The 19,160-nt window shown below is 67.8% G+C and carries 23 protein-coding genes; 10 read left to right on the top strand and 13 right to left on the bottom strand.

Annotation, left to right across the window (positions count from 1 at the left end; genetic code table 11):
- The first annotated feature begins 16 nt into the window (after nucleotides 1–16).
- Nucleotides 17–397, top strand: a complete 381-nt coding sequence (locus ACTJKH_RS10700; protein WP_440736882.1) for a hypothetical protein — start codon at nucleotides 17–19, stop codon at nucleotides 395–397.
- A 4-nt stretch (nucleotides 398–401) separates the two neighbouring features.
- On the opposite strand, the gene ACTJKH_RS10705 is transcribed toward ACTJKH_RS10700, so the two are convergent.
- On the bottom strand, nucleotides 402–971 hold the full coding sequence (locus tag ACTJKH_RS10705; protein ID WP_440736883.1) for a TetR/AcrR family transcriptional regulator: 570 nt from the start codon (nucleotides 969–971) through the stop codon (nucleotides 402–404).
- A 105-nt stretch (nucleotides 972–1,076) separates the two neighbouring features.
- On the opposite strand from ACTJKH_RS10705, the gene ACTJKH_RS10710 reads away from it, so the two are divergent.
- Nucleotides 1,077–1,589, top strand: coding sequence for a hypothetical protein (locus ACTJKH_RS10710; protein WP_440736884.1), 513 nt, complete (start codon nucleotides 1,077–1,079; stop codon nucleotides 1,587–1,589).
- Here the strand turns inward: ACTJKH_RS10710 and ACTJKH_RS10715 are convergent.
- The 7 genes from ACTJKH_RS10715 to ACTJKH_RS10745 form a co-directional block, all read right to left on the bottom strand.
- Nucleotides 1,567–2,127: a dihydrofolate reductase family protein gene (locus ACTJKH_RS10715; RefSeq protein ID WP_440736885.1), complete on the bottom strand. Its 561-nt coding sequence runs from the start codon at nucleotides 2,125–2,127 to the stop codon at nucleotides 1,567–1,569. The genes ACTJKH_RS10710 and ACTJKH_RS10715 overlap by 23 nt on opposite strands.
- Nucleotides 2,128–2,199: 72 nt before the next feature.
- Nucleotides 2,200–2,595 (bottom strand): hypothetical protein, encoded by a 396-nt coding sequence (locus tag ACTJKH_RS10720; protein WP_440736886.1) that lies wholly within the window; start codon nucleotides 2,593–2,595, stop codon nucleotides 2,200–2,202.
- Nucleotides 2,596–3,008: 413 nt separating this feature from the next.
- On the bottom strand, nucleotides 3,009–4,070 hold the full coding sequence (locus ACTJKH_RS10725) for a hypothetical protein (protein ID WP_440736887.1): 1,062 nt from the start codon (nucleotides 4,068–4,070) through the stop codon (nucleotides 3,009–3,011).
- A gap of 60 nt (nucleotides 4,071–4,130) precedes the next feature.
- Nucleotides 4,131–4,943 carry a GIY-YIG nuclease family protein gene (locus ACTJKH_RS10730; protein WP_440736888.1) on the bottom strand — a complete coding sequence of 271 codons (813 nt, stop codon included), beginning with the start codon at nucleotides 4,941–4,943 and terminating at the stop codon, nucleotides 4,131–4,133.
- A gap of 5 nt (nucleotides 4,944–4,948) precedes the next feature.
- On the bottom strand, nucleotides 4,949–5,113 hold the full coding sequence (locus ACTJKH_RS10735) for a hypothetical protein (protein ID WP_440736889.1): 165 nt from the start codon (nucleotides 5,111–5,113) through the stop codon (nucleotides 4,949–4,951).
- Nucleotides 5,114–5,253: 140 nt separating this feature from the next.
- The gene (gene gnd, locus ACTJKH_RS10740; RefSeq protein ID WP_440736890.1) at nucleotides 5,254–6,321 is read right to left on the bottom strand and encodes a phosphogluconate dehydrogenase (NAD(+)-dependent, decarboxylating); all 1,068 of its coding nucleotides are present in this window, start codon (nucleotides 6,319–6,321) and stop codon (nucleotides 5,254–5,256) included.
- A gap of 112 nt (nucleotides 6,322–6,433) precedes the next feature.
- Entirely contained in the window at nucleotides 6,434–6,778 is a 345-nt protein-coding gene (locus ACTJKH_RS10745; RefSeq protein ID WP_440736891.1) for a hypothetical protein, read from the bottom strand.
- A gap of 156 nt (nucleotides 6,779–6,934) precedes the next feature.
- Here ACTJKH_RS10745 and ACTJKH_RS10750 point away from each other — a divergent pair, with 156 nt between their 5' ends.
- The 3 genes from ACTJKH_RS10750 to ACTJKH_RS10760 all read left to right on the top strand — a co-directional run bounded on the left by ACTJKH_RS10750 (nucleotide 6,935) and on the right by ACTJKH_RS10760 (nucleotide 9,196).
- Nucleotides 6,935–8,113 carry a MalY/PatB family protein gene (locus ACTJKH_RS10750; protein WP_440736892.1) on the top strand — a complete coding sequence of 393 codons (1,179 nt, stop codon included), beginning with the start codon at nucleotides 6,935–6,937 and terminating at the stop codon, nucleotides 8,111–8,113.
- 442 nt (nucleotides 8,114–8,555) lie between these two features.
- The gene (locus tag ACTJKH_RS10755; protein WP_440736893.1) at nucleotides 8,556–8,819 is read left to right on the top strand and encodes a type II toxin-antitoxin system Phd/YefM family antitoxin; all 264 of its coding nucleotides are present in this window, start codon (nucleotides 8,556–8,558) and stop codon (nucleotides 8,817–8,819) included.
- Nucleotides 8,816–9,196 (top strand): type II toxin-antitoxin system VapC family toxin, encoded by a 381-nt coding sequence (locus tag ACTJKH_RS10760; RefSeq protein ID WP_440736894.1) that lies wholly within the window; start codon nucleotides 8,816–8,818, stop codon nucleotides 9,194–9,196. The genes ACTJKH_RS10755 and ACTJKH_RS10760 overlap by 4 nt, the downstream gene beginning before the upstream one ends.
- Before the next feature lie 198 nt (nucleotides 9,197–9,394).
- On the opposite strand, the gene ACTJKH_RS10765 is transcribed toward ACTJKH_RS10760, so the two are convergent.
- The 3 genes from ACTJKH_RS10765 to ACTJKH_RS10775 all read right to left on the bottom strand — a co-directional run bounded on the left by ACTJKH_RS10765 (nucleotide 9,395) and on the right by ACTJKH_RS10775 (nucleotide 11,759).
- Nucleotides 9,395–10,576, bottom strand: a complete 1,182-nt coding sequence (locus ACTJKH_RS10765; RefSeq protein ID WP_440736895.1) for a MalY/PatB family protein — start codon at nucleotides 10,574–10,576, stop codon at nucleotides 9,395–9,397.
- A 200-nt stretch (nucleotides 10,577–10,776) separates the two neighbouring features.
- Nucleotides 10,777–11,523, bottom strand: a complete 747-nt coding sequence (locus ACTJKH_RS10770; RefSeq protein ID WP_440736896.1) for a 3-keto-5-aminohexanoate cleavage protein — start codon at nucleotides 11,521–11,523, stop codon at nucleotides 10,777–10,779.
- 8 nt (nucleotides 11,524–11,531) lie between these two features.
- Nucleotides 11,532–11,759 (bottom strand): DUF2188 domain-containing protein, encoded by a 228-nt coding sequence (locus tag ACTJKH_RS10775; RefSeq protein ID WP_259160906.1) that lies wholly within the window; start codon nucleotides 11,757–11,759, stop codon nucleotides 11,532–11,534.
- 260 nt (nucleotides 11,760–12,019) lie between these two features.
- Between ACTJKH_RS10775 and ACTJKH_RS10780 the strand changes: the two genes are divergently transcribed.
- Nucleotides 12,020–13,417, top strand: coding sequence for a serine/threonine-protein kinase (locus ACTJKH_RS10780; RefSeq protein ID WP_440736897.1), 1,398 nt, complete (start codon nucleotides 12,020–12,022; stop codon nucleotides 13,415–13,417).
- Nucleotides 13,418–13,525: 108 nt separating this feature from the next.
- On the opposite strand, the gene ACTJKH_RS10785 is transcribed toward ACTJKH_RS10780, so the two are convergent.
- A complete protein-coding gene (locus tag ACTJKH_RS10785; protein WP_440736898.1) occupies nucleotides 13,526–13,990 on the bottom strand; it encodes a VOC family protein in 465 nt (154 codons plus the stop codon).
- 100 nt (nucleotides 13,991–14,090) lie between these two features.
- Between ACTJKH_RS10785 and ACTJKH_RS10790 the strand changes: the two genes are divergently transcribed.
- From ACTJKH_RS10790 to ACTJKH_RS10805, 4 genes are all read left to right on the top strand, one after another.
- Complete coding sequence (locus ACTJKH_RS10790; RefSeq protein WP_440736899.1) at nucleotides 14,091–15,032, top strand: helix-turn-helix transcriptional regulator; 942 nt, start codon at nucleotides 14,091–14,093, stop codon at nucleotides 15,030–15,032.
- Nucleotides 15,033–15,101: 69 nt separating this feature from the next.
- Complete coding sequence (gene purL / locus ACTJKH_RS10795; protein WP_440736900.1) at nucleotides 15,102–17,432, top strand: phosphoribosylformylglycinamidine synthase subunit PurL; 2,331 nt, start codon at nucleotides 15,102–15,104, stop codon at nucleotides 17,430–17,432.
- Nucleotides 17,433–17,465: 33 nt separating this feature from the next.
- Nucleotides 17,466–17,612, top strand: a complete 147-nt coding sequence (locus tag ACTJKH_RS10800; RefSeq protein ID WP_440736901.1) for a hypothetical protein — start codon at nucleotides 17,466–17,468, stop codon at nucleotides 17,610–17,612.
- Nucleotides 17,613–17,867: 255 nt separating this feature from the next.
- A complete protein-coding gene (locus ACTJKH_RS10805; RefSeq protein ID WP_440736902.1) occupies nucleotides 17,868–18,575 on the top strand; it encodes a DUF2786 domain-containing protein in 708 nt (235 codons plus the stop codon).
- 9 nt (nucleotides 18,576–18,584) lie between these two features.
- Here the strand turns inward: ACTJKH_RS10805 and ACTJKH_RS10810 are convergent, their stop codons facing one another.
- Nucleotides 18,585–19,154, bottom strand: coding sequence for a TetR/AcrR family transcriptional regulator (locus ACTJKH_RS10810; RefSeq protein WP_440736903.1), 570 nt, complete (start codon nucleotides 19,152–19,154; stop codon nucleotides 18,585–18,587).
- Nucleotides 19,155–19,160 lie beyond the last annotated feature (6 nt).

The raw sequence follows: 19,160 nt of genomic DNA on the forward strand, positions 1-19,160 counted from the left end.
ACCTACCCTGGCTCTCATGAAGAAGCTCCCTGCTCTCGCGTCGCTGGCCGTCGGCATCCTGCTGCTCTCCGGATGCTCTCAGGCGTCGACCCTCGCGGCCTGCGGTCAGGTCGCAGCTCAAGCCGTGCAGGTGACCGGTGTGATCGAGAGCGTCAGCTCGCCGACTCCCGAGGCTGCGCAGGCCGCGCTCGATGAGGTCAAGAAGGTCGCCGAGAACATCCGTGGTGTCGACGGACCCGAGGAGTTCGTCACGCTCCGCGACTCGTGGACGACGAGCATCGACGCGTTCGTCGCCGAGGGCGAGAAGGCCATCACCGGTGACGCCGCGGGCATGGATGCGGCATCCACCCAGCTGCGCACGGCGACCGACGCGATGGTCGCCTACTGCACGCCGTGACCAGCTAGCGAGCGATCCCTCGCAGCAGTCGCGTCACCGTCTCCCCGATGCGCTCGACGCTCAACGGCTGACCGATGAGCGCTGCGTACGACGCCATAGCGATGAGCTGGTCGGCGATGGCGGCAGCATCCACGTCTTCACGGATCTCGCCTGCCGACTGTCCACGCGCAATCCGCTCCGCGACCCACGAGCGGATCGGCGCCGCGAGCCGCTCATTGAGCGCCAGCCCGAGTTCGTGGTCGGTGGCCGTCACCGCGATCAGCGCCCGGGCGAGAGCGACACCCTCGGGCCGCTCCATGCCGGCGGACATCGCCGAGAACCAGGCGTGCAGGTCGGCCCGGATGTCGTCGCTCATCGCGACGGTCGCATCCGCGAGGGGCACCTCTCCCTCGAGCAGCGCCTCTCCGAGGATCGCCGCCTTCGATGGCCACCAGCGGTAGATCGTCTGCTTGGAGACTCCCGCCGATTCCGCGAGACCCTCGATCGTCACGGCCTCGTACTCGCCTGCCACGACGGCGGCGCGCATCGCCTCGAGCACGGACTGGCGCGCGGCTTCACTTCGGGGACGGGGCACCTGAACAGGCTACCGAGGCTGTGGGTGGCGCGTTTCGCCTCGGTCCGCTTCGCGCGCCCCGCTCGATGACCGGTGCTGCTGCACGGTCTTGGATAGAGTCGCGGGATGAGGGAGACACGAGGGCCGCTCAGCATGGGCATATTGACTCTCGCGCTCACGCTCTTCGGACTCGTGTTCTTCATCGTGACGATGCTGATCATCCACGGCGCACCGTACCTCGCCGGCTCGCTCGACTCCGCGGACGACCGCCAATGGACCAATTGGTACTGGCTGGCCCTGCTCATCGTGATGCCCACAGTCATCACAGGCGCCGTATCCGGACTGACCTCTGCCTTCGGCGCATACATCGGAAAGCGCGTCTCAACAACCACCGATGGCACGCCGGCGGATCGCATGAAGATCAGTGTCGGCGCCGGCGTCGGTGGTGCGCTGGGCAGCGCCTTGTTCCTGATCTATATGAGCTGGCTCTATCAGAACGGGCTGAGCCTCTGGATCCTGGTGCTCGGGTCCGCAGCGGTATTCATCGCCTACGCGGGTTTCACCGCACTGTGGATCGGTCGCAGATCATGGGCTCCTCAGACGCCAGCAGCTGTGATCACCGCCGCGGACGGTATGTGACCGCCACGGCACCGGAACCGAACACCCGACGACCTACCTCCTCGAGCTCGATCCGCTCGTTCAGCCCGTCGAGCAGCCTCGGGCCGTGACCGGCGATGATCGGATGCACGACGAACGTGTACTCGTCGATCAGCCCCAGATCGGCGAGCGCGAGCGGGAGCGTCACGCCGCCGACCGACAGCCCTTCGCCCGGCTGGTTCTTCAACGCCTGGACAGCGTCCGCCAGGTCGCCGCGGACGAGCTCGGCGTTCCAGTCGACCGACTCCAGCGTGCTCGACACCACGTGCTTCGATATGCGGTCGAGGGCCTCGGCGAACGGGGTCTCCCACTCGTCCATCCAGTCGGGCCACACCCCGGATGCTGGACGCCGCCACGCGGCTTCCATCATCTCGTAGGTCGTTCGGCCGTAGATCACGGCATCCGCACGCTGCATCTCCGCGGTCCAGAAGCCCATCAGCTCCTCATCGGGAGCCACGCCCGCCTCGTGGTGAACACAGCCGTCGAGCGTGACGTTGATCGCGTAGCGCAGTGGTCTCATCTTGCCGATCTCCCTCGATGCGGGCGATGGGTGTAGCCGGATGAGGATCAGAGTACTGCTGGTGCGGGCGGATCACTCGCCCTGTTCGATACCGACGATGTGGAACATCGCCCCGTCAGAAACCGAAAGACGCACAGTGCGCGACTCTCCGCTCACGGGGACCATCCCGAACGCTGCGAGTACGTCGCCGCAGTCTCCGCTCACGAAGGAATCGAACACGTCGATGCGGTACTCGGCCGTCGGTGAGCACGTCACGTAGAACGCGACCTTGCCGTCGACCTCGGGTAGCTCGAAGGTGGCCGGTCCGCTCCCCGCTTCATCGAGGACGGGGTCGATCGTGAAGTCGACGAAGAGACCGCTCGAAGGGTCGGTGATCGTGTCGATCGGGTTCGGTGGATAGTCCGCGCTCGGCGCGGAAGAAGGACCCGCCTCCAATATGGGAGTGCACCCTGTCAGCGCGGGGAGCACCAGCACCGCTCCCAGCAACGCGCGTCCTGTCTGCCGCCTGCGGAGACGTGATGCCCGCGCGGAATCGGTCCACCGGCATTTCATTCGGGCACCGCGCCCACTTGTCCCGACCCACGGGACAACCCGGCCGCGAATCGCCATGGCCAGGAAGACCCGCCCCACACCGTTGCTAGTCCTGCCGCTTGGCCGTCTTGTGGTGCTTCGCCATGACGAAATACCACGCCATGACGACTATGACTGCGGCCCCCTGTAGCAAGAATCGAAAGTCAGGAAACACGGCACTCAGGATAAAGCCGGCGACGAAGAGGACCAACGCCAGGACTGTCCATACCAGTCTTGAGACCGGGCGCGTCACCGTCAGAAACCATGACGGCGGAGGAACTACCGGACCCGACATGAGAACACTCCGTCCCCTACCGACACGGCCCACCACGGTACGTGTCGACCCACCAGACCACGTTCAGGGGCGAGTAGGTGTTTGTCCCCGTCACCTGCACACAGCGCTTCGGTTTGGAGTTCTCAGCCACCCCCGCGTTCCACGCGATAGACCCCGCGGCGACGATGCACACGAGTGCCATCGGAGCGCCACAGATCGCGCCACCCAACGAGGCGAGGCCGTTCTGCGCAATCGTCCTCGTCTCGGCGCGGTTGAAGCGGACCCGGAACTGAAAGATGTTCGGCTGGTCGAAGCTAGGGTCGGCGACCACAGGGTACGCAACGTTGACGTCATGGTGCTCTACGACCTGCGTAAGCGTCCCGCCGTCCGCCACATAGCGCGTCTCGAGCGACTCACCCGCAGCATCAACAGCCCATGGCGCCGCGATACTCGCGAGAATGACCTCAGCTTCGCCCTGCGCATCTGCGACTTTCTCAGTCGAGAGCACGAGCGCTCCTCCATCATCCTGAAGCTCTACGACCGCGGCATCACCAAAGTCGTAGGTGAATTCTTCTGTCTGATTCGGAGAGCTGATGACGGTGCTGATCCGCACAGCTGTATCCGCCACCATGACGTTCACCGAGGGAGTCGCGTGGTCTCCAGCGAATGTGATGGACCCGTCCTCACTGATTGCGGCCTCGCTGAGATCATCTGCACCCGGTAGTCCGACCGTCGCGGCATGATCCCCATCCTTCGACGCGAACAAGAGCCCCTCTGAAGGGTCGACAGCCGCCGTTATCTCGCCTCCTTCATTGGGAGAGACCGTCAGCTGATCCCCTGATTCCTCGATGGGGAGAGCAGTCAGATCGTTGGGTGCGGCGTCGGAAACTGCGTCAGCGACAGAGTCCGCATCAGGATCGGACGACGCGAATGTCGGAGTCGCTCCCGCCAGCACCAGTGCGCACACCAAGGCGCCAGACATGAGCGCGGAATGCCGCTTCAGTCTCATCTCGCCACCTCTTGAATCGAGACTTTCTGATATGAGGGCTTCTTGTTCAGTGAAGTCATGTGAGAAATATAGACACACATATGAGGACACTGCAGTATGTTGCTCACTGAGGTCAGGTCTCGGTTACTCATCAGCAACGTCGTGCGTTGATCAGTTTCGGTTGAGTCCCCAGTTCCGAGAATCGAGCGCCCGTTTGTAGTGCTCCTCAGCCTCGTTGATCTTGCTCTCTGGCGTAGCCGGATCGAACACTCGGAGGAGCGAGTATCTGAATGTCGACGGCTCAAGAGTCCGGAGTTCGACGTTGCCGCCATGCCCGTTCGTCGCGTAGACGTTCCACCGCTGACGGATGCTCTCTGCGCCGTCAGCCTTACCCACGTATTGACGCCCGTCTCGGGTATCGGTGATCAGGTAGATGCCCATCACAGACGCAAGGGCCGTCCGCCACGACGCGTACCGGTGGTCTCGCATCACCGCTTGTAACTGTGCGTAGTCGAGCACGAGTCTGTCGAAGCCGGGGAATGGAACCGGTTGAGCGTCCGCGATCTCCATCACCGGGTAATTAGCAGCGGTGGTGCCGTTGATCCACCAGGTGCGGGGCGAGCGCCATCCAATCACGAGGCGGTTTCTCAGGTCGGCGAGCTGGTCAGATACGGAAAGGGAGAACGTGCGGAGGGCTCCGTCATTCGAGATCTCTTGGAGGTTCTCGACGACTGACCAGAGCCGCGCGCGGTCGCCGCCGTCCCGCACGAAAACAACCCAGACCTTCGGAGGTCTAGCAGGGAACACGCGCTGCTTAGCACTCTGCCGAGCGGTGTAGTGCAGAATTTCTGCGTCAGTCGAATTCGCGTGAATACCTACGAGTCCGGTGTCTTCATGCTCCCGCACATAGGCGTGGCGAATCACCATGGCTTCGATCGGATCGATTCCGGCGCTACGAAGAATCGATTCCAGCGTCAGAGACACGGCGCTCAACGACCGGCGTAACGCTGCGCTGGGCGGCCCTCCTGCACGATCGCCTGGCGATGCGATGTCAGTGCCGAACGAACAGCCGTATAGATCACGAACCACAAGATCAACAGGCCGATGAGGAAACCGGCGACGTTCAGGAGAATCGCGACGAGGAGAGGGTCCATGGCGCCAGGATACTGACGGCGTGGGTCTAGATGTCCGCCTCCGCTCGTGGAGCATTTCGTCTCGGGCCGCCCGCGGGCCTCGCTCGACGAACGGTAGAAGGGCGCGCACCCTCGCTCAACGCACGAGGCCCGCGGCCCGCTCAGCCCCCGGCACTGTCGGACTCCGCCTTGCGCGATCCCGCCTCCAGCACGTCTCCGGCGGGCAACTCCTGGTGCCCACCGAACTGCAGGCGCATCGCCGACAGCACCTGGTTCGCGAAGTGGTCTTCATCCCGCGAGGCGAATCGCTCGAACAAGGATGCCGCGAGCACCGGCACGGGCACTCCCACGTCGACCGCGGCCTTGACCGTCCAGCGTCCCTCACCGGAGTCCGACACGCGACCGGCCAATCCGTCGAGCTTCGGGTTCTCGGCGAGCGCGGCGGCCGTGAGGTCGAGCAGCCACGACGAGATGACCGATCCGCGGCGCCACAGCTCGGCGACCTTCGAGGTGTCGATCGGGAACTGGTAGAACTCCGGCTCTTCGAGCGGTGCGATCTCGGCGGAGTGCTCGGCCTCGCGCACCCCGGCATCCGCGTTGTGCAGCAGGTTGAGGCCCTCAGCGATCGACGCCATGATTCCGTACTCGATGCCGTTGTGCACCATCTTCACGAAGTGCCCCGCACCCGAGGGACCGCAGTGCAGATACCCCTGCTCCTCGGCGGTGAGCTCACCGGTGCGACCGGGCGTGCGCTCGATCTCGCCGACGCCCGGAGCGATCGTCTTCAGCACCGGCTCGATGCGCTGCACGGCCTCGTCGGGACCGCCGACCATCAGGCAGTATCCGCGGTCGAGTCCGAAGACTCCGCCGCTGGTGCCGACGTCGACGTAGTGGATGCCGCGCTCATGGAACGCCTTCGCGCGCCTGACGTCGTCGCGGTAGTTCGAGTTGCCGCCGTCGATCAGGATGTCGCCCTCGTCGAGCACCTCCGCGACCTGGTCGGCGACGGATCCGGTGAGCGATGCGGGCACCATCATCCACACGGCCCGCGGTGCCTCGAGCTTCGACGCGAGATCTGCCATGCTGTCGGCACCGACGGCTCCCTCGGCGACGAGGGCCTGCACGGCATCCGCATTCACGTCGTAGACCACGCACTCGTGCCCCGCCCGCATGAGGCGGCGCACGATGTTGGCGCCCATCCGGCCGAGTCCGATCATCGCCAGCTGCATGAGAATCCCTTCGTCACAGCCGACCCGCGATGCCGCGAGCCGAGTCGGGGCAATCCTGGCACGGTCCGAAGGGGTGCTCAATGGTGTTGTGCGACCGACGCGCGCGGATGCGTCAGTCGGCGGGCAGGCTCGGCCGCTGCGTCGTGATCAGCGCGGTGGCGATGGCGACGGCCGTGACCCCGAGCGCACCCACGGCGAGAAGCACGAGGCCTGCCGGCCAGACGGCGAGCAGCGTGACCTCGTAGGTGTCGTCTCCCATCGGCTCCCACTGCTCGACCGCACCCGTGGCCGTCAGCGCGATACCGACGACCAGAGCGATCAGCGGGATGCCCCAGGCGAGCGTCCACGACAGCCGGCGGATCCCCGTGCGGCTGAGCGGAGGCGGCGGCGTATCCGTGGCATCCGTGCGACCCTGCTCGGTGGTGCGCTCGCGCGACGCGTCCGGTGTGCTGTCCATGCCTGCACCATATAGCTCGGGAGTCACACGGACCAGACCGGCGTGACAGGTCGCCGACGCGACCCTTGCCGGAGTGTCGGATGCGAGGATTGAAACGCTGGTGATGTTCACACCGCAGAGCAACGAGGCGGTCTTTCCGACCGCAGAGGAGGCGGGATGACCCCCGGCGCGTTCGACCAGATCACGCAAGCCGACTTGCGCCACGCAGGCAGCGTCAAATGGACGACCTTCCCCGACACGATCGGCGCCTTCGTCGCCGAGATGGACTTCGGACTCGCGCCGGCCATCACCGGTGCGGTGAAGGATGCCCTCGATCTGGGCGTCACCGGGTATCTGCCCGAGCACCTCGCCAAGAGCCTCTCCGAGGAGGTGTCGCGCTGGTACTCCGACTCGTACGGGTGGCAGATTCCCGCTGAGCGCGTGCACCACGTGCCCGATGTCATCGCCGCGTTCGAGCTGGCGATCGAGCACTTCACGTCACCCGGATCGGCGATCATCGTGCCCACTCCGGCGTACATGCCGTTCCTCATGGTGCCGCCGATGCGCGACCGACGCGTCATCGAGGTGCCGAGCATCGAGATCGACCGACGCTGGATCATGGATCTGGATGCCGTCGCGCAGGCGTTCCGCGACGGCGGCGAGATGCTCGTGCTCTGCAACCCGCACAACCCCCTCGGCACGGTCGCGACGCGCGACGAGCTGCTGGCCATCGCCGCGGTCGTGACGGAGGCCGGAGGTCGCGTGTTCTCCGACGAGATCCACGCGCCGATCGTCTACGCGCCGGCGCAGCACATCCCGTACGCGTCGGTGTCGGACGAGGCTGCCGCACACACGCTGACCGCGACCTCCGCCTCGAAGGCCTGGAACCTCGCGGGCCTCAAGTGCGCGCAGGTCATCCTCTCGAACGACGCCGACGCTGAACTCTGGGAGCGCCTGGGGTTCTGGGCGGGACACGGCACCTCGACGCTCGGCGTCGTCGCGAACGTCGCCGCGTACTCGGGCGGACGCGAGTGGCTCGACGGAGTGGTCGAGTACCTCGACGGCAACCGGCGGATGCTGGCACAACTCGTCGACGAGAAGCTGCCCGGCGTGCGGATGGTCGTGCCCGAGGGCAGCTACATCGCGCTGCTCGACTTCCGGGAGACCGGGCTCACGGGCGATCTCGGCGAGTGGTTCCGCGAGCACGCCGGCGTGGCGATGACGGACGGCGCCGCCTGCGGTGTCGCGGCCATCGGGCACACACGGTTCGTGTTCGCGCTGCCCCGGCCGGTGATGGTCGAGGCGGTCGAGCGGATCGCCACGGCGCTCGCCGACCGGGCCGCGCTCTCGGTCTAGCCGCGGCCGCGTTCTGCCGCCTCGCTGCGCCACTCCGCTCCGCCGTTCGTGGCCACTGCCACGCTCCGCACGGCCGCCGCTCCGCACCGTGAGTGGTCAATTTCGCACGCTAAACGGCTGTTTCGGATGCGGGATCGACCACGCACCACCACCGCCAGTCGCATCTGCCTCAGCGGGGTCAATTTCGCACGCTAAAAGGCTGTTTCCGATGCGAAAGTGACCACGCACCGCCGACCCCAGCCGTCTCCACACCGCCGCACCCTGGCCCCACCTCAGCGGGGTCAATTTCGCATCTCAAACGGCTGTTTTGGATGCGAAATTGACCACTCACGCGAGGGGTCCCGAACATGCGGGCGAATGTCGGATGCTGCGCGCATGATGGCAGCACGCTCGACCGCTACAGGATCTACTACTTCTACTAGTTCGAGCGTAGAATCGGGGAATGGCCACGGTGTCGAAGACCGAACTGAACCAGCAGACCGCGAAGGTCCTGGCTCGTGTCGCCGCGGGTGAGCGCCTGACCATCACCGATCGTGGCCGCCCGATCGCCGAGCTGACTCCCCCGTCGCAGAGCTCATGGGAGCGACTGGTGGCGTCAGGCCGCGTCTCGCTCCCGACGAAGACCGGAGCCCTCCGCACACCCCCGACGACCAGCGCCCGCTCGACCCGAGAGATCCTCGACGATCTCCGGAGCGATCGTCTGTGATCTACCTCGAAACCTCCGCAGCGGCCAAGGCTCTCATCGACGAAAACGGGAGCGATGCGGTGCGCCAGGCCTTCGCGGACGGCATCGAGTTCGTCTCCTCACGGCTGCTGGCGGTGGAACTGCACGCCGTCGCCGACCGTCGCGCGGTCAGCGCCGATGCCGCGCAGGAGCTCATCGACCGGGTCGCACTCGTGTCGCTCACAGACGACACACTGACCCGAGCGGTGGACATGCACAGCGGGCTGCGCACGCTCGATGCACTGCACCTCGCGACGGCGATCGAGATCGGCGACGCGCTCACGAGCATCCTGACCTTCGATCTCGAGTTCACCGCGGCGGCGACGCGACTGGGCATCCCGGCATCTTCCCGAGTCTGAGCCCCGGCCGACCCGGCGGCTCATTCGGCGACCGGACGCGCGTCAGCGCGTCAGCGCGTCAGCGCGTCAGCGCGTCAGCGCGTCAGCGCGTCAGCAGGTCAGCGCGTCAGCGCGTCAGCGCGTCAGCGCGTCAGCGCGTCAGCGCGTCGGCCCGTCGGCCCTTCACCGCGCCAGCCCGTCGCCGCGCCATCGAGCGTGTCAGCGCGCGCGAACGGCATCCCCCATCGCCGCGAACGCCTCGGCGAGAATCGGCCGCGGCGTCGCGAACACGACACGCACGAAATCCTCGTACCCGCGCCCGAGCAGCGCGCCCTCGGTGAGCACGACCCCCGCGTTCTCGCGGAAGAACGCCGCGGGCGCACCGGGGATCTCGAGCGCGCTCGTGTCGATCCAGCCGATGTACGTGGCCTCCGGTGCGCGATACACCGCACCCGGGAGGTGCTCGTCGACGAGTGCCCCGAGCACCTGTCGCGAGTCGGAGAGATACGAGAGCACTCCGTCGAGCCACGGCTTGCCCTCGCGATATGCGGCAGTCGAGGCGACCACACCGAGCGTCGCTGCGCCGTGCTGCACTGAGAATCCGAAGCGGCGGTAGAGCTCCTGGTCGGCATCGTTCGACGTGATCAACTGAGCGGTCTTGAGACCGGGGATGTTCCAGGCCTTCGACGCGCTCGTGCCGGTCACCGTGTGCGCGGCCGTGGCCTCCGACAGCGATGCATAGGGGATGAACGGCCGATCGTCGAAGCGCAGCGGCGCGTGGATCTCATCTGCGAACACCCGTCCGCCGTGCCGCTCGACGATCTCGGCGAGCGCCTCGAGCTCGGAGCGCTCGACGACCGTGCCGGTCGGGTTGTGCGGGTTGCAGAGCACGAGCGTGCGGGCGCCGGCGGCGAACGCCTCCTCGATGCGCTGCAGATCGTGATGCCAGCGACCATCGACCTCGACACCGGGAACCTCGATCACCGGATGCCCGATCGCCGGCAGATATGTCAGGAACGGCATATATGCGGGAGTCGGCACGATCACCGGCGATCCCGCGGGCGCGTACTCCTCGACCGCGACGCGCAGAGCCGCCATGACGTCGGACACCGGATGCACCCGATCGGGGTCGACGGTCCAGCCGTACTCGTTCTGCATCCAGCCTGCCGTTGCCTCGCCGAGGCGGGCGGCCAGCGGCGGCGACAGGTACCCGAGGTTCTCCTCGTCGATCGCGCGGTGCATGGCCTCGGCGATCACCGGAGCGACCCCGAAGTCCATCTCGGCGACCCAGGCACCGATGTGTCCTGGATGCAGACTCCACTTGCGGCTTTCGGGCCGGTCGAGGTCGGACCTCGTGCGGGAATCGAACGGATGCTGTTCAGCGGCGAAATCGGAGGTCATGGCGAGCGGCTCTCAGTCCGCGAGCCGACATCGAACGACAGCACCCCTGCGTCGGATGCTCGGGCGCTCACTCGTCATGGTCGAGGTCTCAGACACGGGCACTCCTTCGCAACGGGAGATCCCAGCCTAAAGACGCTCACGCTGTCGGCGCGATTCTGGTTTCGGTGAGTGACGGCCGGGTGCCCGGCGCCCGCCCTCCGTCACCTCGAGTGCACGAGTGCGGATGCCGCGCGCACGAGCGACGCGTTGTCGGGTGCCGTCCTGCCGTCGGGCAACGTGAGGGTGTCTTCCAGACCGATGCGCGAGTCGACGCCGATTTCGACCGCGAGAGTGAGTGCCGGCCAGGCGGAGCGCTCCTCGCCGTGCAGCAGGATCGGAACGCTCGGCTCATCGATCCGGACGTGCGCGATCAGCCCTTCGGCGTGCCGCCGCACCACCTCGGCCGCCTCGTCGGGCAGCTCGATCAGCACCCGGGTGCACGCTGCGCGCGACGGTGAGGTGCTCCACGCCTCGAGACCCGTCGCGTCCCAGACACCCGCCTCGACCCCGACGCCCCGGCTCAGCAGCAGCGCCGCCACACGATCGGCGCCTGTCTCATGCCAGTTGACCGAAGCGTGGTCGGGCAGCTCGGTCCATTCGGCGATGGCAGTCAGCCGCTTCTCGACGTCGGGTTCGATCCATGCTCCCGTCGTCACACCGATCGGCACGCCAGGACAGGCAGACCGCAGCGCCCTCACCCAGGTCGCGACGTCATCGGCGGCCAGGGAGTCTCGTCCCTCGGCGTCCTTGGGGTGCACGTGCACCGCTTGCGCTCCGGCCGCGACCGCCCGTGCCGCATCGGCTGCGGCGAGGGTCGCGTCGGCGCTGAGCCCTGGATGCGCGGTCACCTCGCGCGCCCCGTTGAGGCACGCCTGCAGCAGCATCCGCCGTGTCGATTCGTCGGGCACCGCGCCGATCAGTTCATGAGGTCGCGTGGATGCCAGTCGTGGAGGTTTCCGGTATCGGACGGCCCCTCTTCGGTGCGCACGGCATGTTCGACCTGACGCGCAGCCGCCGCTCCGCGACCGACCCGGACTGCCTCGTCTTCCGTCACGAAACTCGACCCCAGTGTGCGGGATTCTCCCTCGATGCGGTTGAACCAGATTCCGTCTCGCTGGAACGTCTCGATGTCGCCTGCGGCCATGCCCAATCCTTTCGATCTCCCTCTTTCCTACCCGGGGCCTCGGACACACGAAGACCCCCTTGACAGGTCTGCGGGCATCGGCTTCACGAGGTCGATCACGCGCTGGATCCCGAGGTGTCGGATGCCGATTCGACCTCGCACCACTCGACGCACGGCGACGGCAACCATCGTTTCACTCTCGCGTCAACCCCGATGATCCCGCCGGCGAACGGCGATAGGTTCGTCTGATGCATGACCCGGATGCACCCGAGGAGCGAGCCATGGCGCTGGAAGTGATGTCGCCGACGGCGGCACTGCTCGATGGACGATATGTACTGCACGAACGCGTCGGCAAGGGCGGCATGGCGACCGTCTACCGCGCCGAGGATTCACATCTCGGACGCACCGTCGCGATCAAGATGATCCACGAGGGTGAAGGCCCCGTGGCGTCGATCGAGCGCGCGCACACCGAGAAGGCGCTGCTCGCGTCGCTGAGCCACCGATCGCTGGTGACGCTGCACGATGCGCAGCTCGTGCCCGGTCGGCCGCAGTACCTGGTGATGGAGTTCGTCGACGGGCCGACCCTGGCCGAGCGCATGGCAGCCGGTCCTCTCCCGCCCCGCGACGTCGCGCGCATCGCCCGCGACCTCGCCGAGGGCCTGACCGCCGTGCACGGCGCCGGGATCGTGCACCGCGACGTCAAACCGTCGAACGTGCTCCTCGCACGCGGCCGGGCCGGGCGCCCGATGGCCGCGAAACTCGCCGACTTCGGCATCGCCTGCTCGATCGAGAACACGAGGCTGACGACACCGGGAATCGTGCTCGGCACACTCACCTACATGGCACCCGAGCAGCTGCGTGACCTCGACCCCGGTTTTCCGGTCGACATCTTCGCTCTCGGCCTCGTGCTGCTGGAGGCGCTCACCGGCGAGCCCGGGTATCCGTCGCTCGTATCCGGCCGCGCCGCCGCGATCGCCCGCCTCGCGGAGGCGCCGAGGATCTCCGAGACCGTGCCGACGGAGTGGCGCGACCTGCTGACCCGCATGACGCGGCTCGAGCCCGAAGAGCGCCCGATTGCGGCGGAGGTGGCCCGAGCCGCCCGCGGCCTGCTGCGCGGGTACGCCGCGAACAGCGACGGAGTGGCCGTCGCTGCCGCGGCTGCCGCCATCGTCGCGGGCGCCGGAAGTCCACCCGCAGAAGAGGCGACGGCCGCGATGCCGGAGTCGGATGCTGCGATGGCGGCAATGGCCCCTGGGACTCCGCCGAGCCGTGCGAGCCGGGCATCCACCGGCGCGACCGCGGTGCTTCCGGCAGCCGACGTCGCCGGGGCGCGACCGAGCACCGGCTCCCGCAACCGCACGCGCAACCGCGTGATCGCCGGAGCCGCCGGTTTGGCTGCGACCGGAGCGCTCGTGGTCGGACTCGCCGCGTTCACGACACCGGCAACAGACATCGGTCGCGTCGCGTCGGGCGCCGTCGTCCGCACGGTGTCCGTGCCCGCCGAGACCACACCGGCCGACACGACCGTCGATGCGGTCACCGACACGACGACCCCGGGCAACTCCGGCAACAGCGGCAACTCGGGAAACTCCGGAAACAGCGGCAACTCGGGCAAGGCCGACAAGCCCGCCAAGGCCGACAAGGCCGACAAGTCGAAGGGCAACTCCGGCAAGAACTGACCCGGGTCGCCCGTTCACGATTCAGCATGGTCGTGATCGTCCGCGCCCGAAACCAACGGTTCGCGGCGGTCCGCCACGTCTCCTGCTGAACCGTGAACGGCCTCCGGATCAGCCCGCGTAGGCAGCCCGCACGTCGAGCACCCAGGTCACGCCGAAGCGGTCGGTCAGCATCCCGAAACCGGGCGACCACGCCGATGCCGCGAGCGGCTCGACGATCGACCCGCCGTCGGCGAGAGCATCCCAGTATCCGGTGAGCTCGTCGAGCGAGTCAGCGCGCAGCGACTGGAAGAACGTCCGGTCGGTGAGGGTCGCGCCGTTCTCGCGCGTCGTCGAACCGGCGGTCGCCTGCAGATCCTCGGATGCGCCCGGGATGTCGTACGCCATGAGCCGGAAGCCCTCGGCGTTCTCGACCTGCCCGAACACGACCTTGTCGGCGCCGGGCACCCCGGCCGGCATCCCGAAGTCGCCGTAGGTCGCAAGGGCCACCTCGCCGCCGAAGACGGCTCCGTAGAACTCGAGCGCCTGGCGAGCGGTGCCGCGGAAGTTGAGGTGGGTGGTGGTTGCGATGGTCATGATGTCTCCTCGATCGTCGTGCGGCGGAGTCGCCGTCGAGAACCACATTCACAGCAGAAGCGGACAGATTCGGTCCTCTACCTGACGCAGAATGGATGCCATGACAGGCAGCTCCTCACGCATGCTCGCCCTGCTCTCGCTGCTGCAGACGCAGCGCGACTGGCCGGGGCAGGTGCTCGCCGACCGCCTCGACGTCACACCGCGCACGGTGCGCCGAGACGTCGACCGCCTGCGCGAACTGGGCTACCGGATCAGCGCGATCAAGGGCCCGGACGGCGGATACCGGCTGGCCGCGGGCTCCGAGCTTCCTCCTCTTCTGTTCGACGACGAGCAGGCCGTCGCGATCGCCGTCGCCCTGCAGAGCATGCCCGCCACGGGGATCGACATCGACGAGGGCGCCGCTCGTGCGCTCGCCACCGTGCGCCAGGTGATGCCGTCGCGCCTGCGGCATCGGGTCGACGGCATCCGCTTCACCGGCGTCGAGAACGAGACCCGGGTGGATCCCGCGGTGCTCGAGGCCGTCAGCGCCGCGGTGCGCGACCGGCACGTGCTGCGCTTCGACTACGGCGACCACGACCGCCCGGCCCGGCGCACCGAGCCGCACGCCGTCGTCGCCCGCGAAGGACGCTGGTACCTGCTCGCGTGGGATCTCGAGGCCGACGACTGGCGCACCTTCCGGCTCGATCGGACGACCCCGCGCATCCCGACCGGCCCCGCCTTCACGCCGCGCGAGCTGCCCGCCGCCGATGCACAGACCTACCTCGCGGCGCGGGCGAAGGGGTCGGATGCCGGCGACCGCTGGCCCTGCATCGGCGAGCTCGTGCTCGAAGTGCCCGCCCGCGAGGTCGCACGCTGGATCGGACGCGACGGCAGCGTCGAGCCGGTCGACGACGCCTCCTGCCGCGTCACAGTCGGATCCTGGTCGTGGACCGGCATCCTCGCCTCGATCGCCCGCTTCGACGCCCCGTTTCGCGTCGAGGGGCCGCCCGCTCTCGCGGATGCCGCCCGCGCCCTCGCAGCCCGCCTCGGCGCCGCATCCTGACCGGCGATCAGCCCCGGCATCCCCCGGTAGACTGGCCATGCCCCGCCGGCCCCTCATCTAGGAGTGCGCGTGACCACCGCCCCTGCACCTGCCCACAAGCACGTCCCCGACTCCGTCGAGAACGCCACCGCGACTCCCGAGAAGGAGCAGCCGTACGCAGCGCTGGGCCTCAAGGATGACGAGTACGCCCGCATCAAGGAGATCCTGGGCCGCCGCCCCACCTCCGGCGAGCTGGCCATGTACTCCGTCATGTGGTCGGAGCACTGCTCGTACAAGTCGTCGAAGAACTACCTGCGCCGTTTCGGCCAGAAGGTGTCCGACGAGATGAAGGAACGCCTGATGGTGGGCATGGGCCAGAACGCGGGCGTCATCGACGTCGGCGAGGGCTGGGCCGTCACCTTCAAGGCCGAGTCGCACAACCACCCGTCGTTCATCGAGCCGTTCCAGGGTGCGGCGACCGGCGTCGGCGGCATCGTCCGCGACATCATCTCGATGGGCGCACGCCCGGTCGCGGTCATGGACGCCCTGCGCTTCGGCGCGATCGACCACCCCGACACCGCCCGCGTCGTGCACGGTGTCACCAGCGGCATCAGCTTCTACGGCAACTGCCTGGGCCTGCCGAACATCGGCGGCGAGACGGTCTTCGACTCCGTCTACCAGGCCAACCCGCTCGTCAACGCACTCGCGGTCGGAGTGCTCCGCCACGAGGACCTCAAGCTCGCCAACGCCACCGGCGTCGGCAACAAGGTCGTGCTGTTCGGCGCCCGCACGGGTGGCGACGGCATCGGCGGCGCCAGCATCCTGGCATCCGACACCTTCGCCGACGGCGGACCCACTAAGCGCCCGGCGGTGCAGGTCGGCGACCCGTTCGCCGAGAAGGTGCTCATCGAGTGCTGCCTCGAGCTCTACCGCGACGAGCTCGTCGAGGCGATCCAAGACCTGGGCGCCGCCGGCATCTCGTGCGCGACCAGCGAGCTCGCGGCCAACGGCAACAGCGGCATGAAGGTCTCGCTCGACAACGTGCTGCTGCGCGACCCGTCGCTCACGGCTGAGGAGATCCTCATGTCGGAGTCGCAGGAGCGCATGATGGCGATCGTCGCCCCCGAGAAGCTCGACGCGTTCCTCGCCGTCGTGAAGAAGTGGGACGTCGAGACGTCGGTGCTCGGTGAGGTCACCGGAGACGGCCGCCTCATCATCGACTGGCAGGGCGAGCGCATCGTCGACGTCGACCCCTCGACCGTCGCGGTCGACGGCCCGGTCTACGACCGCCCCGTCGCGTACCCGACGTGGATCGACGCGCTGCAGGCGGATGCCGCCGAGAAGCTGCCCCGCTCGAACGACCCCGAGGTGCTGCGCACGCAGTTCCTCGACCTGGTCGCCTCGCCGAACCTCGCCGACACCCGCTGGATCACCAACCAGTACGACTACTACGTGCTCGGCAACACGGCCCTCTCGTTCCCCGACGACGCCGGCATGATCCGCGTCGACGAGGAGTCGGGCCTCGGCTTCGCGATCTCGACCGACGCCAACGGCCGCTACTGCCAGCTCGACCCGTACGCGGGCGCACAGCTGGCGCTCGCCGAGGCGTACCGCAACGTCGCCGTCACCGGCGCCGTGCCGACCGCGATCACCGACTGCCTGAACTTCGGCTCGCCCGAGAACCCCGAGGTCATGTGGCAGTTCGGGCAGACCGTCGACGGTCTCGCCGACGGATGCTACGAGCTCGGCACCCCGGTCACCGGCGGCAACGTCTCGTTCTACAACCAGACCGGCGACGTGCCGATCCACCCGACCCCGCTCGTCGGCGTGCTCGGCATCATCGACGACGTCTCGCGCCGCATCCCCTCCGGATGGCAGGACGAGGGTCAGAACATCTACCTGCTCGGCACGACCTCGACCGAGCTGTCGGGATCGGCATGGGCCGAGACCGTGCACCAGCACCTCGGCGGACTCCCCCCGAAGGTCGACCTCGCGGGCGAGAAGCGCCTCGCGGGTCTGCTCGGCGCGGCCCGTGACGAGTGGCTGATCTCGTCGGCGCACGACGTGTCGGAGGGCGGCCTCGCACAGGCTCTCGCCGAGGGCGTCTCGCGCTTCGGCGTCGGCGCGCGCGTCTGGCTGAACGAGATCATCGAGCGCGACGGGGTGGATGCGGCATCCGCCCTCTTCTCGGAGTCGACCGGTCGCGTCATCGTGACCGTCCCCCGTGAGGACGACGTGAAGTTCCGCGGCCTCTGCGAGGGCCGGAACTACCCGGTCATGCGCATCGGCGTGACCGACAGCGAGGGCGACAAGCTCGAGGTGCAGGACGTCTTCACCGTTCCGATCGCCGAGATCCGCGAGCGCTCGCAGGCCACCCTGCCCGCCGCCTTCGGCCCGACCGTCGCCGAGCCGGTCAGCTGACCGGTCGGTGACCGAGCGAAGCGAGACGAGACGATGAGCGAACTCAGCCGACCCGACGACGACTACGGCGACCTGGGCGAGAAGCGCAACCGCCGTATGCGCATCGTGGCCTGGACGGTCATCATCGCACTGATCCTCGGTGGCGGCGGCGCGACCGTCATCACGCTGATCCTGGGCTGAGTTTCGGGGTCTTTCGGCTGCCGCTCGGCTGACGCTGCCGCTCACGCTCAGCTCACACTTGCATGCTCAGAACACACGTGCATGCCCAGAACCCGGGTTCCGGCATGCATCTGTGATCTGAGCATGCGTCTGTGACGGCATCCTCTTCTGCACCGGCATGCGTGATCTGGGCTTCTCCGCAGTCCCTGGAATTCGGCCTCGCAATGTAGGCACCCCCGCGGAGGATCACGGCATCACGAATCCAAGGGGGATGCCATGACCGAAGCCAAGCTCGACCTGATCGCGAAACTGCTCGCCAAGGCCGAGAGCACGACGCCCGAAGAGGCCGAGGCTCTGACCGAGCACGCCGAGCGCCTCATCATGAAGTACGGGATCGAACAGGCGCAGATCGACGAGAGACGCGGGCGACTCGGGCAGACGCAGGAGCAGATCGTCACCGAGCGGATGCTGTTCCGCGGCGTCTATGCGAAGGATCTGCGCGAGATCGGCATCGGCGTGGCCATGGCGTTCGAGACCGTGCGGCCGCTCGTCGGGGAGTTCCCGCCCGTGGCCGCGCTGTATCTGGTCGGGCACGAATCCGACGTCCGCCAGGCGCAGACGCTGACCGCGAGCCTCGAGGTGCAGGCCATGGTCGCGATGCGCGACTGGTGGCTCACGCATCGCGACCTGTACGCCAGGCATCGCGAAGGCGACAGACGACGGGCGCGCAGCGGATTCCTCCGCGGATTCGCGGTGGGCGTCATGAACCGCATCGCCGATAGCCGGCGAGTGGTCGTCGATGAGAGCACCGCAGGCACCGAACTCGTGCTCGTCTCGCGGCGGAGCCGGGTCGATGCCGCGGTCGACGAGATGGCGACCAAGGCCGCACGGCCGAGGCGAGGGGCGGATGCCGCGTCGTTCGCGTACGGGCACCGATCGGGCCTCGATGCTCAGACCGGCGGCCAGACCGCGGTGGCGCGGTGAGTCAGAGCGCTAGCGGGAGAAGAAGAAGCGGGTCAGCTGCACGATCGACTCGGGGTCGTGGTGCTCGCGCCCCAGCGACTCGACGATGATCGCGCCGAGGATGGCTCGTCCGAGCTGGTCGACCGGCGCATCTTCGGCGAGCTGTCCGTCGCGGATACCCCCGCGGATTCGCTCGGTGAGGTACTTCTCCACGCCGAGGCTGTCTCCGAGGTGCGCGCCGACTCCGGCATCCTCGGTGGCTGCCGCGACGAGTGATCGCAGCAGCGCCCCGCCCTCGGGCGCTTCGAGGATCGAGAGCACGCTGCGCAGCCACGTCTCGACGTCGGCGGCGAGGTCTCCGGTGTCCGGGACGAGGAAATCGACAGGGATGAGGCGCCCCTCGGCGAGGCACTCTCCGATCAGGGCGCCACGCGACGGCCACCAGCGATAGATGGTCTGCTTGCCGACCCCGGCCTCCTTCGCGATCCCCTCGATCGTGAGCCGGTCGTATCCCTGATTGTGGAAGAGGCGAGAGGTCGCGTCGAGGATCGCCTCACGCGCAGCCGTGCTGCGCACGGGCCCGCTTCGATGCTCGTTCACCACACG

Source organism: Microbacterium sp. 22215, assembly GCF_052045655.1.
In the GTDB taxonomy this organism is placed as follows: domain Bacteria; phylum Actinomycetota; class Actinomycetes; order Actinomycetales; family Microbacteriaceae; genus Microbacterium; species Microbacterium phyllosphaerae.

What these genes read in the sequence shown, in the direction of transcription:
- ACTJKH_RS10700 (WP_440736882.1), top strand. Translation starts at nt 17, where the DNA reads ATGAAGAAGCTCCCTGCTCTCGCGTCGCTGGCCGTCGGCATCCTGCTG.
- ACTJKH_RS10710 (WP_440736884.1), top strand. Translation starts at nt 1,077, where the DNA reads ATGAGGGAGACACGAGGGCCGCTCAGCATGGGCATATTGACTCTCGCG.
- ACTJKH_RS10715 (WP_440736885.1), bottom strand. Translation starts at nt 2,127, where the DNA reads ATGAGACCACTGCGCTACGCGATCAACGTCACGCTCGACGGCTGTGTT.
- ACTJKH_RS10735 (WP_440736889.1), bottom strand. Translation starts at nt 5,113, where the DNA reads ATGGACCCTCTCCTCGTCGCGATTCTCCTGAACGTCGCCGGTTTCCTC.
- gnd (WP_440736890.1), bottom strand. Translation starts at nt 6,321, where the DNA reads ATGCAGCTGGCGATGATCGGACTCGGCCGGATGGGCGCCAACATCGTG.
- ACTJKH_RS10745 (WP_440736891.1), bottom strand. Translation starts at nt 6,778, where the DNA reads ATGGACAGCACACCGGACGCGTCGCGCGAGCGCACCACCGAGCAGGGT.
- ACTJKH_RS10750 (WP_440736892.1), top strand. Translation starts at nt 6,935, where the DNA reads ATGACCCCCGGCGCGTTCGACCAGATCACGCAAGCCGACTTGCGCCAC.
- ACTJKH_RS10755 (WP_440736893.1), top strand. Translation starts at nt 8,556, where the DNA reads ATGGCCACGGTGTCGAAGACCGAACTGAACCAGCAGACCGCGAAGGTC.
- ACTJKH_RS10765 (WP_440736895.1), bottom strand. Translation starts at nt 10,576, where the DNA reads ATGACCTCCGATTTCGCCGCTGAACAGCATCCGTTCGATTCCCGCACG.
- ACTJKH_RS10775 (WP_259160906.1), bottom strand. Translation starts at nt 11,759, where the DNA reads ATGGCCGCAGGCGACATCGAGACGTTCCAGCGAGACGGAATCTGGTTC.
- ACTJKH_RS10780 (WP_440736897.1), top strand. Translation starts at nt 12,020, where the DNA reads ATGGCGCTGGAAGTGATGTCGCCGACGGCGGCACTGCTCGATGGACGA.
- ACTJKH_RS10785 (WP_440736898.1), bottom strand. Translation starts at nt 13,990, where the DNA reads ATGACCATCGCAACCACCACCCACCTCAACTTCCGCGGCACCGCTCGC.
- ACTJKH_RS10790 (WP_440736899.1), top strand. Translation starts at nt 14,091, where the DNA reads ATGACAGGCAGCTCCTCACGCATGCTCGCCCTGCTCTCGCTGCTGCAG.
- ACTJKH_RS10800 (WP_440736901.1), top strand. Translation starts at nt 17,466, where the DNA reads ATGAGCGAACTCAGCCGACCCGACGACGACTACGGCGACCTGGGCGAG.
- ACTJKH_RS10805 (WP_440736902.1), top strand. Translation starts at nt 17,868, where the DNA reads ATGACCGAAGCCAAGCTCGACCTGATCGCGAAACTGCTCGCCAAGGCC.